This window comes from Azospirillum sp. VT-I1 (assembly GCF_055698305.1).
Genome location: NZ_CP168800.1, coordinates 761,405 through 773,991, shown reverse-complemented (window position 1 = coordinate 773,991; position 12,587 = coordinate 761,405). Strand labels below are relative to the sequence as shown.

The following is a 12,587-nucleotide window of genomic DNA, read 5'->3' as shown; positions in this document are numbered from 1 at the left end:
TCGTTGCGTCCGCACCTGCGTTGCGGCATGCTTGCGTCCGCCTGCCGCCGCCGTCCGCCTTTTGCCGATGGACGCGGCCGGCGGACGATCCACTGCGTTCGGGGTATACGTGAAGCGGGCGCTCTGGCTTTTTCCGGTTTCGGCGGGCGCCTGGTCCTGCCCGCCCTGGCGGTCGTGCTCGCGATAGCCGCCCTTTGGTGGATTCTGCTCGACCGGCTGCACCGGGAGGAGCAGCTGCTGGACCTCACGGTCCATGAAAAGACCGCCGTCGTCGCCCGGCTGGTGGAAGAACATGCGATCTCCACCTTCCGCCGCGTCGACGACCTGCTGCTGGACCTGATCGCCAACACCGAGCGGAACCGGACCATGCGCCTGGACACCCGCCGTGCCTTCGAGGAAGGGCTGGTGGTGGGGGTGCGCGTCTATGACTCGGCCGGGCTGCTGACCATGGGCGGGGGGCGGGCGACCTTCCAGGGCAGCGTCGCCGACCGCGACGAATTCAGCATCGCCCGCGACAGCGCTCCGCGCGGGCTGGTGATCGGCATGCCCTATGCGTCGTCGGAGACGCAGGATGTCCTGATCCCGGTGTCGCGCCGGCTGGAGAACGGCGACGGCACCTTCGCAGGCATCGCGGTGGCCGACATTCCGGTCGAATCCTTCGTCCGCTACTACCGGGTGCTGGGACTTCCCATGGACGGTGCAGCGGCGCTTCTGCGCGCCGACGGCGTCATCATCGCCCGCAATGCCAGCTCCAGTTCCGTGTCCGGCCGCGGCACCGCCAACACCGAGCTTTGGCAGGCGGTCAAACAGAACCCCATCGGCCATCTCCGCATGATCAGCCCGGTCGATGGGGTGGAACGCATCCTGGCCTTCCGGTCGGCCCCGGACTATCCGGTGATCGCCATCGTCGGCGAATCGGTGGAGACGGTGTTCGGTCCCTGGCGCGACAATGCCCGCCTCTATATCGGCTGGGCGGTCGCCACCACGGTGGTGATCCTGCTGTTCATCGTCGCCTTCATCGTCGAGTTGCAGTGGCGCCGCCACACCGACCGGGCCCTGCGCGTCCGCAACCGCGCGCTGGCCTGGAGCAACGACGGCATCATGATCGCCGACGCGACCCAACCCGGCATGCCCATCGTCTATGTCAATCCGGCGCTGGAAAAGCTGCTGGGCACGCCGATGTCTGGCCTGATGGGCAGCGGCGCCCTCACCGCGCTGGAACGGGCGACGAACGACCGGGTGGCGTTGCAGCCGTTGCGCGACGCCATCGTCGTCGGCCGCGACGCGCGGGTCGAACTTCCGCGCGCGGGCGACGGGCCGGCGGATCTCCGCTGCCTGGAGCTGAGCGCCTCGCCGGTGCGCGACCACGACAACCGGCTGGTCAGCCTGATCGCCACCGTCCGCGACATCTCCGAACACAAGCGCGCCCAGGCGGCGCTGACCGACGCCCGGCGGGAGGCCGACCGCGCCAACGTCGCCAAGTCGAAGTTCCTGGCCGCCGCCAGCCACGACCTGCGCCAGCCCGTCCAGTCGCTGATGCTGCTGATGGAGGTGCTGTCCAGCCGCGTCACCGACGGGATGACCCGCAACGTCCTGGGCACCATGGAGCGGGCGCTCGGCGCGCTGAAGATGCTGCTGGACGGCCTGCTCGACGTTTCCCGGCTGGAGGCCGGCGCCGTGGTGCCGGAGGTGGAGGTGTTCCCCCTGTCCGAGGTGATGGACCGCGTCGCCGCCAGCAGCCGGTCCGTCGCCGTCCAGAAGGGGCTGATCCTGCACATCGTGCCGTCCCGCGCCCATGTGCGCAGCGACCCTATGCTGCTGGGGCGCATCCTGCAGAATCTGGTGGAGAACGCGCTGCGCTACACCGACAGGGGGCGCATCCTGATCGGCTGCCGCCGCCGCGGCGGGACCCTGCGGATCGAGGTGTGGGACACCGGCATCGGCATCCCGGCCGACCAGCAGGACGACATCTTCCAGGAGTTCGTGCAGGTCGGCAACGCCAGCCGCAACCGCGACCAGGGGCTCGGCCTCGGGCTGGCGGTGGTGCGGCGGCTTTCGGTGATGCTCGGCCATCCGGTGACGGTGCGCTCCGCTCCCGGCCAGGGCTCCGTCTTCTCGGTCGAGGTGCCGCTGGCCCCTCCGCCCCCGCCAAGGCGCCGATCCCGGCATTGGCGCCGCGTCCGGCCTTCGCGACCACGGTGCTGGTGATCGAAGACGACGGGATCGTCCGCGAGGGGCTTCGCGCCATGCTGGCCGAATGGGGCTACACCGTGCTGGCCGCCGAATCCTGCGCCGAGGCGCTGGATCTTGCCCATCGCGGGCCGCCGCCCGACCTGATCGTCGCCGATTACCGCCTGCGCGACGGCCGCACCGGGACGGAGGCGATCCGCGAGGTGCGTCTGGCCCTCGGCCGCATCCTGCCGGGCATCCTGGTCACCGGCGACACCGCCCCCGCCCGCGCCCAGGAGGCGGAGGCCGGCAATTTCCGCGTCATGCACAAGCCGGTGATCGCCGCCGACCTGCGCCGTGCCGTCGCCGAGGCGCTGGAGCCGCTGCTGCGCGAACGTCAGACGGTGGCGTAGGCAAGGCCCGGCCTTTCAGTCGAGGTCCGGCGCCCGCCGCGGCACCCGCAGGGTGAAGACGGCTCCCCTGCCGGCACCCCCATCCGCGGCATTGCCGGCGCTCAGCTGACCGCCCAGCGTCTGCGTCGCCAGATTGTAGGCGATGTGCAGCCCCAGCCCGACGCAGCCGGCATGGCGCGCGGTCGTGAAGAAGGGGTCGAAGATCCGCGGCAGATCGGTCTCCAGGATGCCCTGGCCGTCGTCGCTATGCACCACCTCGATCCAGTCGTCGCCGTCGGCATGGATGTCGATGACGATCCGCCCGCTCTGTTCCGGACGGAAGGCATGCATCAGCGCGTTGCGCACCAGATGGGTCAGCACGCGGGCGAAGGCGCCGGGGAAACTCTCCAACTGCAGCGCCTCCGGACAGATCAGCTCCACCCGGTGGCCGGACGATCCGATCTGCGTGTGCAGGCTCAGCAGCACATCCTCCGTGTATTCGCGCAGGTAGAAGGTGCGGCGCTCGTCGCCGGTCTGGTCGGCGGCCACCTGCTTGAACATATGGACCAGCGACGCGATCCGTTCGGTGTTGCCGACCAGAAGCTGCCCCGCCTCCTGTGCCACCTCCAGGAACCCGGCAAGGGCGGAGCGGGTCAGGGCGTTGGCGGCGAACTGGCGCTTCACGTCCTCCGCCCTGCTCAGCAGGTGCGAGGCGGTGGTCAGCGCCACGCCGACCGGGCCGTTCACCTCATGCGCCACCCCGGCGACCAGCTGGCCGAGCGAGGCCATCTTCTCGGTCTGGACCAGGCTGTCCTGCGCGTCCTGCAACTCGCGGTAGGCCTGCTCCACCCGGTCCTTGGCGGCGCGCAGCGCCTCCGCGGCGCGTGCCCGCTCCGTGGTGTCGAGCATCACCCCGAACAGGTGGGTCAGTCGCCCGTCCAGGTCGAAACGCGGCGCGCAGGAGGAGGAGACGTAGCGGACCTCGCCGCCAGCATCGATCACCCGGTATTCGACATAGACGCGCCTGGAATTGCCGATCACGCTTTCCAGCATGTTGCCGAAGGACAGGCGGTCTTCGGGGTGGAGGATGTCCAGCAGGCCGTCGAAGGTCGGCGCGAACCGCTCCGGATCCTGGCCGTAGATGTCGAAGGCCTCGCGGTTCCAGACCAGCGTGCCGCTGTGGATGCCGTATTCCCAGTAACCGAGATGGCCGGTGCGGTAGGCCTCCTCCAGCCGTTGCTTGGCGGCTTCCAGCTGTGCCGCCGCCTCGGCCCGTTCGGTGCTGTCCATCATCACGCCGAAGACATGGGTCAGCCGCCCGTCGGCATCCAGCCGCGGCGCGCAGGAGGAGGAGACGTAGCGGACCCGCCCGTCCCCGTCATGGACGCGGTATTCCACATAGACCCGCTTGGGGTTGTCGACCACGCTTTCCAGCATGTTGCCGAAGCGCGGCCGGTCGTCCGGATGCAGGATGGCCAGCAGAGCGTCGAATCCGGAGGCGAAGCGGTCGCGGCCATGGCCCAGCACGGCCAGCGCGGAGTCGTTCAGCACCAGCTCGCCCGACTGGATGCCGTATTCCCAATAGCCGAGCTTGGCGGTGTGATACGCCTCCTCCAGCTTTTCGGTCGCCAGATCGAGGCTGCGGGCGGTGCGACGCTGGTCCGTTACGTCCTCCACCGTCGCGATCCATGGCGGGCCGCCGACGCGGACCAGCAGGTCCAGCACTTCGCCGGAGCCGGCACAGGCGGAAACCTCCCGCACCGTGCCGGGACGCGCCTCCGCCAGGTCGGCCGGCATGGAATCGGCACTTCCGTAGCGGGCAAGGAAACTGCGGTTGCCGCACAGCCGGCCGCCCTCGTCGCGCAGCAGGGCCGGAACGGGCAGGGCGTCGAACAGCGGATCCGGCATCGGGTGGATCCCCGCTCCCGGAGCCCCCGCCGAATCCTCGGTTCCGCCCGCTGCCATCATATGCGTCTCCACAGCCGGCACCGTCCGCAGGTGCCACTGTCGGTGAACACTACACAAGCAACTTTGCCCGTCCTATGCCCAATTCGACGCGAATTGTCGCTAGTCCATGTCGGGATCGATATGGACCGGATGGGGCCGCCGCCGGCGCGTCCGATCTCCGGGAGATCAGGGAATCAGGCCGTTGAGGTCGAATTCCTGGGCGAACGCGATCATCGCACCGCAGGCGCCGGGCGAGTTCACCCGCATCACGCCGTTGCCGACCACGGTCGGCACCTTGCTCTTCTGCAGGGCCTGCTGGGTTTTCACCGGATCGGTGACGCGAACGACGAAGCCGGCGAAGAAGGGAAGGGGGTTGCGAAGGCCGGGTCGGCGGTCCAGGCCCAATGCAGCCGGTCCGGCGTGGCGACCAGCACCGGAACCTGCCCGTCGCCGGACCGGCCGGGCTCCACCACGCGCGCCGCACCCCGGTCGGTGACGGTGCCGCCCAGCAGCAGGGCATAGGTCGCGGCCACCGCGTCGGGATCGTCGGCGGCGATCACCAGGGCCTCCAGTCCGACGGCGCTGTTGGCATGCTCAAGCTGGTCGGGGCGCCAGACGAGATCCGGCGTGTGGTGCTGGCACAGGAAGACGCGGCCGGCCGGGGTGGCGGCGGGGTCGATCTGGGTGATGGTGAAGCTGGCGTCGCGCGTGCCCTCCGGCAGTTCCACCGGCCGGCCGAAATCGACGGACTCCGGCGCGGGGAAGCCGGCGGCGGCCAGCGGCCCGGCGGCGGCGCGGGCATCCGGCGTCTTCAGCGCGATGGCGGCGATGCCCTCGCGCTGGCGCAGGAAGGCGGCGTAATGGGCGTTGGCGGGGCGCTGCTCCTCGATCCCCAGCAGTTCCAGATAGGTGCCGGTCGGGAACAGGATGGTGTGGTTGGCGGACTTCAGCTGCGTGTGGTGCCCGCGCGGCGTCACCGTGAAGCCGAGCCGGCTGTAGGCATCGCGCGCCGCGTCCAGGTCGCGGGTCGCGATGACCAGATGATCCAGTCCGGTGATGCCGTCGATGCTCATGGCGTCCTGCCGCTGTCGGGTTGCTGTGCCGCCAGCGATAGAACAGCCGGCCCGCCGCGGCAAGGGCGAAGCGGCCGGGCCTCTCTCCGTGGGAGGGCCCGGCCATGCGATCACAGCGCCTGCTGCAATTCCGGCATCGCCTTGAACAGGTCGGCGACGAGGCCGTAGTCGGCGACCTGGAAGATCGGCGCCTCCTCGTCCTTGTTGATGGCGACGATCACCTTGCTGTCCTTCATGCCGGCCAGATGCTGGATGGCGCCCGAGATGCCGACGGCGACATAGAGGTCCGGCGCCACGATCTTGCCGGTCTGGCCGACCTGATAGTCGTTGGGCACGAAGCCGGCATCGACGGCGGCGCGGCTGGCGCCGACGGCGGCACCCAGCTTGTCGGCGATGGCCTCCAGCAGGTGGAAGTTGTCGCCCGACTGCATGCCGCGACCGCCCGAGATGACGATGCGGGCCGAGGTCAGCTCCGGACGCTCCGACTTCGACAGCTCGGCCGAGACGAAGCCCGACAGGCCCGGATCGACGGCGGCGGCGACGCTCTCCACCGGGGCGCCGTTGGTGGCAGCGGCGGCCTCGAAGGCGGTGGTGCGGACGGTGATGACCTTCACCGTGTCGCCGGACTGCACGGTGGCGATGGCGTTGCCGGCGTAGATCGGCCGCTCGAACGTGTCGGCGGAGACCACGGCGGTGATGTCGGAGATCATCGCCACGTCGAGCAGTGCCGCGACGCGCGGCAGCACGTTCTTGCCCACCGAGGTGGCGGCGGCGAGGAGATGGCTGTAGCCGGGGGCGAGCGAGACCAGCAATGCTGCGACCGGCTCGGCCAGGGCATGCTCGTAGGCGGCATCGTCGGCGAGCAGCACCTTGGCGACGCCGGCCAGCTTGGCGGCGGCATCCGCGGCCGGTGCGGCGTTGCGGCCGGCGACCAGGATGTGGATGTCGCCGCCGAGCTTGGCGGCGGCAGTGACCGCGTGGGCGGTGGCGGGCTTGAGGCTGGCGTTGTCGTGGTCGGCGAGGATCAGGATGGGCATGGGGCGGGTCCTTGGTTGGCGGGTGGCGAGGTGTCGGCTTCGAATGCCCCCACCCCGACCCTCCCCCGCTGGGCGGGGGAGGGGGCAGGATGTTTGCGGGCGTTCGGCGGCAGTTCCCTCCCCGCCCAGCGGGGGAGGGTTAGGGTGGGGGCACCGGGGCCGGCGCTCAGATCACCCGCGCCTCGTTCTTCAGCTTGTCGACCAGGGTGGCGACGTCCGGCACCTTGATGCCGGCCTGACGCTTGGCCGGCTCGGCCACCTTCACCGTCTTCAGCCGCGGCGTGACATCGACGCCGAGCGCGTCCGGCGTGACCGTCTCCAGCGGCTTCTTCTTCGCCTTCATGATGTTAGGCAGCGAAGCATAGCGCGGCTCGTTCAGGCGCAAATCGGCCGTCACCACCGCCGGCAGCTTCAGCTCCACCGTCTCCAGACCGCCGTCGATCTCGCGCGTCACCGCGACCGAGCCGTCGCCGGCGACGACCTTCGAGGCGAAGGTGCCCTGGCCCCAGCCGAGCAGGGCGGCCAGCATCTGGCCGGTCTGGTTGCAGTCGTCGTCGATCGCCTGCTTGCCGAGGATCACCATCCCCGGCGCCTCCTTGTCCACCAGCGCCTTCAGCACCTTGGCGACGGCCAGCGGTTCGGTGGTCACATCAGTCTGCACCAGAATGGCGTGGTCGGCACCCATCGCCAACGCCGTGCGCAGCGTCTCCTGTGCCTGGGCAACGCCGACGGACACCACGACGATCTCGGTCGCCTTGCCGGCTTCCTTCAGGCGCACGGCCTCCTCGACGGCGATTTCGTCGAAGGGGTTCATGCTCATCTTCACGTTGGCGGTCTCGACGCCGCTGCCGTCCGCCTTCACGCGGACCTTCACGTTGTAGTCGACGACCCGCTTCACGGGCACCAGCACCTTCATGATGGCGTGTCTCCTCTCGGATGGTGTTCTTGATTGGACTCTAGGCGGCGGCGGACAGACCTTGTCCGCGCAAGGCGGCGACCGCATCGGGGATCGGCGGGGAGGCGGCGGTGGAGCCCAGTGTCGCCAGCACCTCGGCCGGCGGGACGACGCTCCCGGAACCGACGAAGGCGCCCTGGACGACGGCCAGCGCCGCCAGCCCGCCCCGCGTTTCCATGCGGTGTTCGATGAAGATGTACTTGTCGTCCCAGCACAGCACCCGGCTGACCAGGGTAAAGCGCTGGAACGGCCGCAGGGAGCGGCGATAACGGATGGTGGCCCCGCCCAGAACCGGCTGCCAGCGGTTGCGCAGGATCGCCGGCCCCAGCCCGACGCGGATCATCAGATCGGTCCGCCCCAGGTCCATCACGCTGAAATAGCGCGCGTTGGTCATGTGCAGGTTGATGTCCAGGTCGGTCGGCCAGACCCGGAAGCGCAGCGTCGACGGCTCCAGCAGCCCGGCGCGGCGCCCGCGCAATGCCGCGAGGATGGCGGCGGCGGCGACCGCCAGCAGGCGGAAGATCAGGTTCATGACCGCTCGCCCCCACCATACGGGAGGAGGCCGACTGCCGCCTGTGGCCGAGACTGTCCCTTCATGCTCCGATCCCTCGTCAGGGCCGGCCGGAGCGCGTCGGGCGTCCGGCCGGTCAGCTGTCCTTCGCGGCGGCCTTCAGCTCCGCCAGGGTGTTGGTGACCTGCACCTCGATGTCGTGCAGTTCCTGCACGGTGGCCTCCAGGTCCTCGCGCTGCTGGGCGAGGTCCTTCAGCCGCTTCTGCACGCGCTTCAACAGGTTCTTCTGCTGCTCCACCCCGCCATTGACGTTGTAGAGGTCGAGATATTCGCGGATCTCCGCCAGCGAGAAGCCCAGCCGCTTGCCGCGCAGGATCAGCTTCAGCCGGGCGCGGTCGCGCTTCGTGTATACCCGGTTGTTGCCGACACGGTTGGGCGCCAGCAACCCCTTGACCTCGTAGAAGCGCAGAGCCCGCGGCGTGATGCCCAGCTCTTCAGCAAGCTGGTTGACCGTGTAGAGCTGTTCCATCCCTGGGAAGACCTTTTGTTCGTGTCCGGCACAATGCGCCTGTCGCTTGGTAGCACAGCTGCCGTCGCGTGATAAGGCTTCCCTTTACGTCCGGGTCAGGACGGTGACTTCGGGTCATCCTCCGTTCGATAGAGCCTGCTGCGCCTCGGCGATCAGTTCCTTCTTCGACAGCTTGCCGACGGCGGTTTTCGGCAGCTCCTCGCGGAACTCGATGGCGGTCGGCATCTCGATGCGGGAGATCTTGTCGCGCAGGAAATCGCGCAGAGCCTCCGCGGTCAGGGTGGCGCCCGGCTTCAGCTGCACGAAGGCCTTCGGCGTCTGGCCGCGGTAGTCGTCGGGCAGGCCGATGACGCAGGCGGCGACCACGTCGGGATGCTGGTAGATCGCCTCCTCGATCATGCGCGGATAGACGTTGTAGCCGCTGCAGATGATGAGGTCCTTCAGCCGGTCGAGCAGGAAGACGTAACCGTCCTCGTCCATCGTCCCGACATCGCCGGTCAGCAGGAAGCCGTCGACCACGGTGCGATCGCTCTCTTCCGCCCGGCCCCAATAGCCGGCCATGACGTTGGGGCCGGCAATCGCCACCTGACCCTTCTCGCCGATGCCGAGCTTGCGGGTCGGGTCCTCCAGGTCGCGGATCTCGATGGCGATGCCGGGCAGCGGCAGGCCGATCGAGCCCTCCTTGTTGACGCCGTTCAGCGGGTTGGCGGCGCAGACCGGGGACGCTTCGGACAGGCCGTAGCCCTCGATCAGGACGCAGCCGGTGGCCGTCTCGAACTGGCGCTTCAGCTCCATCGGCAGCGGCGCGCCGCCGGAAATGCAGTAGCGGATCGAGGTCATCGGATAGCGGCCGACCTGCGGGTGGCCCAGCAGCGCCTTGTACATGGTGGGCACGCCGGGAACGAGGGTCGGCTTGCGCTTGGCGATGGTCTTCAGCACCTGCTCCGTCTCGAAGCGCGGCAGCATGATCAGTTCGGCCCCGCAGGCCAGCCCCATGTTCAGCACCACGGTCATGGCGAAGACATGGAAGAAGGGCAGCACCGCCAGCATGCGCTCCTGCCCCAGCGCCACGTTGGGGAACCAGGCCTGCACCTGCCGGGCATTGGACAGCAGGTTGTGGTGCGTCAGCATCGCGCCCTTCGGCACGCCGGTGGTGCCGCCGGTGTATTGCAGCACGGCGACGTCGCGCAGCCCGTCGATGCGCACCGGGCGCAGCTTGCCGTCATTGGCCAGCAGGCCATCGAAATCGAGGTGACGGTTGTCGCGCGGCACCGCGGCGATCTCGCTGCGCTTCAGAACGCGGAACAGCGCGCTCTTCACCGCCGGCAGGATGGTGGGCATGCGGCAGACGACGATCCGCTTCAGCGGCGTGCGGTCCAGCATCGCGGCGACGCGCGGATAGATCTGCTTGAGGTCCAGCGTCACCATGATCTCGGTCTGCGAGTCGGTGATCTGGTGTTCCAGCTCCCGCTCGACATAGAGCGGGTTGTAGTTGACGACGGTCCCGCCGGCCTTCAGCACCGCGAAATAGGAGATGACGTAGGTCGGGCAGTTGGGCAGGCACAGGCCCACCCGCACCCCCGGACCGACGCCCAGGTCCTGGAAGCCGCGAGCGGCACGGTTCACCAGATCCAGCACCTCGGCATAGCTGTAGCGGCGGCCCAGGAAGTCGAGGCAGGGGCGGTCGGCATAGCGCCCGGCCGCCTCCTCGAACAGCATGTGCAGCGGCATCGGCGCGAAATGCTGGTCCCAGGCGATCCCCTGGGGGTAATGCGCCAGCCAGGGCCGGGCGGAGTTGGCGGCGGCGGCGTTTACGGCGTCATTTTGGGCGGCGGTCGGCGGGTTGGCGCTCTGCGCAAGCGGCTCGGGCATGTTTCGCTCCCCTTGGCGGTGGCGCGTTCCGGATCACCTGTCTGCCGACATTTGGGCCAGCCGGCCGATGGGGCGGTGGGCGTCTGAAACGCTTTCGTTATGACGTTGACGTAAACGTAATGCACGCCTACTGTCAAGACCAGTCCTACGAACAATCCTGAGGGCACGCTTTCATGGTCGACGACATTCTGCAGGAACTGCGCAGCCGCAGCGGCGATCTGCGCTCGCTCAACGCCTCGGTCCGCTTCCTGCTGGGGAAGGAGGGCGAGGTGATCCGGGTCGATGGCCGTGCCAACCCGATCAGCATCAGCCGCGAAGATGCCGAGGCGGACTGCACCATCCGCATCTCGCCCGAAAACCTGCAAAAGCTGATCAACGGCAAGCTGAACCCGATGCTGGCCTTCACCATGGGCAAGCTGAAGGTCGAGGGATCGATGGGCGTCGCCATGAAGCTGGCGCAGCTGCTGGACGACTGAGCGAGCGGCCGGAAGAGCCGCCGACCACATCCAACCGGGAGGAAATGCACATGACGACGACGCGCACCAAATGCGCCACCCTGTCCGCTGCCCTGGTGGCGGCCTCGCTGCTGACCGGCCTGCCGGGTTCCGCCTCGGCGCAGGGCGCCGCCCAGGGAACCGCACGGACGCTGACCTACCAGATCCTGATGGGCGAGGATCCCATCGGCAGCGAGCAGGTGAAGATCGAACCGCAGGGCGACCGCACCAAGGTCACCGTCACCGCCACCACGCGGGTGAAGGTGCTGTTCATCAACTTCCGCTACGACCACAAGCGGGAGGAGCTGTGGAAGGGCGGGGTCCTGGAATCGATGACCGCCACCACCGACGACGACGGCACGCCCCACAAGATCGAGATGGCGCGCGAGGCCGGCGGCTATCGCCTGACAATCGACGGCAAGACCCAGCAGGCGCCGGCCGGCGTCCTGCCGCTGACCCTGTGGACGCCGCAGGTGCTGAAACACACGCAGCTTCTGTCGGTCATCGACGGCGCTCCCTACAAGGTCGCGGCGCGCAAGGTCGGGGCTGAGCCGGTTGAGACCGGCGGCAAGGCGGTGGAGGCCGCCCATCACCGCATCGAGGGCGATGTCGAACGCGACCTGTGGTTCGCGGCGGACGGCACGCTGCTGAAGACGCGCTTCAAACGCAGCGGCTATGATATCACCTATCTTCTGAAGTGATTCCTGCCTGCCGAGGACCCGATGCCCATTTTCCTGTTTCCCGACGAGCCCTTCTGGAACGAGGAGGCAGACGCCGTGGAGTTTCCGGTGCAGGTCGGGGAATATCAGGGCCGGGTCTTCGTCACCCGCCGCACCCTGCAGGGCATCGTCGGCCATACGCCGAAGCCGGAGGAGGCGGTTCAGCAGGTCTGCATGAACCGCCCCCTGTTCGAACGGGCGACCGAACAGCGCATCATGGCCCGCGCGCTCGACCCCGACGCCAACATCCACCTGACCGGCCGCGACCTTCACCGCGCGGCCGGGTAGGAGGGCTCCTCACCCCAGACGGGCGTAGCGGCCGCGGAAATACAGAAGCGGGTCGCCGTCCTCGCGCGAGGTCAGCTTGCGCACGCGGCCCAGCACGATTACGTGGTCGCCGCCGTCCAGCAGATGCTCGCGGTCGCATTCCAGCGTCGCGAGGCAGCCGGTCAGCAGGCGCACGCCACCGCGGCCGGTGGTGGTCTCCAGGCCGGCCCAGCGCTCCTGCAGGTCGCGGCGGGAGAAGCGGTTGGACAGCTCCTCCTGGTCGGCGGCCAGAATGTTGACCGCGAAATGCTGGGCGACGTTGAAGGCCTCATAGGACATCGCCGCCCGGCCCAGGCAGAACTGCACCAGCGGCGGATCGAGCGACACCGACGAGAAGGAATTCACCGTGACCCCCAGCGGCAGCCCGTCGGGGGCGATGGTGGTGATGACGGCGATCCCGGTGGCGAAGCAGCCGAGGGCGGAACGGAACGCAAGCGGATCGATCGGCTGTTCGGTGGTCATGACGTCCTGTGATGCGGGCCAAAGTGGAGGGGACTGACAGGGCAGAGCAACTGCCGACGGCCGTGGAGCCGCCGAAGATGACACTCAAAGTAGGAAATAC

The 12,587-nt window shown here is 68.7% G+C and carries 14 protein-coding genes; 5 read left to right on the top strand and 9 right to left on the bottom strand.

The window, feature by feature from the left end:
* Positions 1-174: 174 nt before the first annotated feature.
* Positions 175-2,208: a sensor histidine kinase gene (locus AB8P05_RS03665; RefSeq protein WP_472758846.1), complete on the top strand. Its 2,034-nt coding sequence runs from the start codon at positions 175-177 to the stop codon at positions 2,206-2,208.
* On the top strand, positions 2,169-2,582 hold the full coding sequence (locus AB8P05_RS03660; protein WP_472758845.1) for a response regulator: 414 nt from the start codon (positions 2,169-2,171) through the stop codon (positions 2,580-2,582). The genes AB8P05_RS03665 and AB8P05_RS03660 overlap by 40 nt, the downstream gene beginning before the upstream one ends.
* A gap of 15 nt (positions 2,583-2,597) precedes the next feature.
* Here the strand turns inward: AB8P05_RS03660 and AB8P05_RS03655 are convergent, their stop codons facing one another.
* From AB8P05_RS03655 to AB8P05_RS03620, 8 genes are all read right to left on the bottom strand, one after another.
* The gene (locus AB8P05_RS03655) at positions 2,598-4,469 is read right to left on the bottom strand and encodes a PAS domain-containing sensor histidine kinase (protein ID WP_472758844.1); all 1,872 of its coding nucleotides are present in this window, start codon (positions 4,467-4,469) and stop codon (positions 2,598-2,600) included.
* Between the two features lie 225 nt (positions 4,470-4,694).
* On the bottom strand, positions 4,695-4,835 hold the full coding sequence (locus tag AB8P05_RS03650; protein ID WP_472758843.1) for a hypothetical protein: 141 nt from the start codon (positions 4,833-4,835) through the stop codon (positions 4,695-4,697).
* The gene (locus AB8P05_RS03645) at positions 4,832-5,581 is read right to left on the bottom strand and encodes a VOC family protein (RefSeq protein ID WP_472758842.1); all 750 of its coding nucleotides are present in this window, start codon (positions 5,579-5,581) and stop codon (positions 4,832-4,834) included. Before AB8P05_RS03645 ends, AB8P05_RS03650 begins: the two co-directional genes overlap by 4 nt.
* A 110-nt stretch (positions 5,582-5,691) precedes the next feature.
* Positions 5,692-6,618, bottom strand: coding sequence for an electron transfer flavoprotein subunit alpha/FixB family protein (locus tag AB8P05_RS03640; protein ID WP_472758841.1), 927 nt, complete (start codon positions 6,616-6,618; stop codon positions 5,692-5,694).
* Positions 6,619-6,784: 166 nt separating this feature from the next.
* Entirely contained in the window at positions 6,785-7,534 is a 750-nt protein-coding gene (locus AB8P05_RS03635; protein WP_472758840.1) for an electron transfer flavoprotein subunit beta/FixA family protein, read from the bottom strand.
* A 40-nt stretch (positions 7,535-7,574) separates the two neighbouring features.
* On the bottom strand, positions 7,575-8,105 hold the full coding sequence (locus AB8P05_RS03630; protein WP_472758839.1) for a thioesterase family protein: 531 nt from the start codon (positions 8,103-8,105) through the stop codon (positions 7,575-7,577).
* A gap of 115 nt (positions 8,106-8,220) precedes the next feature.
* Positions 8,221-8,613 (bottom strand): MerR family transcriptional regulator, encoded by a 393-nt coding sequence (locus AB8P05_RS03625; RefSeq protein ID WP_111066436.1) that lies wholly within the window; start codon positions 8,611-8,613, stop codon positions 8,221-8,223.
* Between the two features lie 114 nt (positions 8,614-8,727).
* Complete coding sequence (locus AB8P05_RS03620; RefSeq protein ID WP_472758838.1) at positions 8,728-10,485, bottom strand: long-chain-fatty-acid--CoA ligase; 1,758 nt, start codon at positions 10,483-10,485, stop codon at positions 8,728-8,730.
* Positions 10,486-10,658: 173 nt separating this feature from the next.
* Between AB8P05_RS03620 and AB8P05_RS03615 the strand changes: the two genes are divergently transcribed.
* The 3 genes from AB8P05_RS03615 to AB8P05_RS03605 are packed head-to-tail and all read left to right on the top strand — an operon-like array spanning position 10,659 to position 11,986.
* A complete protein-coding gene (locus AB8P05_RS03615; protein WP_014247907.1) occupies positions 10,659-10,961 on the top strand; it encodes an SCP2 sterol-binding domain-containing protein in 303 nt (100 codons plus the stop codon).
* 50 nt (positions 10,962-11,011) lie between these two features.
* On the top strand, positions 11,012-11,680 hold the full coding sequence (locus AB8P05_RS03610; RefSeq protein ID WP_472758837.1) for a DUF6134 family protein: 669 nt from the start codon (positions 11,012-11,014) through the stop codon (positions 11,678-11,680).
* A 21-nt stretch (positions 11,681-11,701) separates the two neighbouring features.
* Positions 11,702-11,986, top strand: a complete 285-nt coding sequence (locus AB8P05_RS03605) for a DUF1488 family protein (RefSeq protein WP_455171933.1) — start codon at positions 11,702-11,704, stop codon at positions 11,984-11,986.
* 9 nt (positions 11,987-11,995) lie between these two features.
* Here the strand turns inward: AB8P05_RS03605 and AB8P05_RS03600 are convergent, their stop codons facing one another.
* A complete protein-coding gene (locus AB8P05_RS03600) occupies positions 11,996-12,487 on the bottom strand; it encodes a flavin reductase family protein (RefSeq protein WP_472758836.1) in 492 nt (163 codons plus the stop codon).
* Between the last annotated feature and the right edge of the window lie 100 nt (positions 12,488-12,587).

What these genes read in the sequence shown, in the direction of transcription:
- AB8P05_RS03655 (WP_472758844.1), bottom strand. Translation starts at nt 4,469, where the DNA reads ATGCCGGATCCGCTGTTCGACGCCCTGCCCGTTCCGGCCCTGCTGCGC.
- AB8P05_RS03605 (WP_455171933.1), top strand. Translation starts at nt 11,702, where the DNA reads ATGCCCATTTTCCTGTTTCCCGACGAGCCCTTCTGGAACGAGGAGGCA.
- AB8P05_RS03630 (WP_472758839.1), bottom strand. Translation starts at nt 8,105, where the DNA reads ATGAACCTGATCTTCCGCCTGCTGGCGGTCGCCGCCGCCGCCATCCTC.
- AB8P05_RS03610 (WP_472758837.1), top strand. Translation starts at nt 11,012, where the DNA reads ATGACGACGACGCGCACCAAATGCGCCACCCTGTCCGCTGCCCTGGTG.
- AB8P05_RS03635 (WP_472758840.1), bottom strand. Translation starts at nt 7,534, where the DNA reads ATGAAGGTGCTGGTGCCCGTGAAGCGGGTCGTCGACTACAACGTGAAG.
- AB8P05_RS03615 (WP_014247907.1), top strand. Translation starts at nt 10,659, where the DNA reads ATGGTCGACGACATTCTGCAGGAACTGCGCAGCCGCAGCGGCGATCTG.
- AB8P05_RS03600 (WP_472758836.1), bottom strand. Translation starts at nt 12,487, where the DNA reads ATGACCACCGAACAGCCGATCGATCCGCTTGCGTTCCGTTCCGCCCTC.
- AB8P05_RS03625 (WP_111066436.1), bottom strand. Translation starts at nt 8,613, where the DNA reads ATGGAACAGCTCTACACGGTCAACCAGCTTGCTGAAGAGCTGGGCATC.
- AB8P05_RS03645 (WP_472758842.1), bottom strand. Translation starts at nt 5,581, where the DNA reads ATGAGCATCGACGGCATCACCGGACTGGATCATCTGGTCATCGCGACC.
- AB8P05_RS03620 (WP_472758838.1), bottom strand. Translation starts at nt 10,485, where the DNA reads ATGCCCGAGCCGCTTGCGCAGAGCGCCAACCCGCCGACCGCCGCCCAA.
- AB8P05_RS03640 (WP_472758841.1), bottom strand. Translation starts at nt 6,618, where the DNA reads ATGCCCATCCTGATCCTCGCCGACCACGACAACGCCAGCCTCAAGCCC.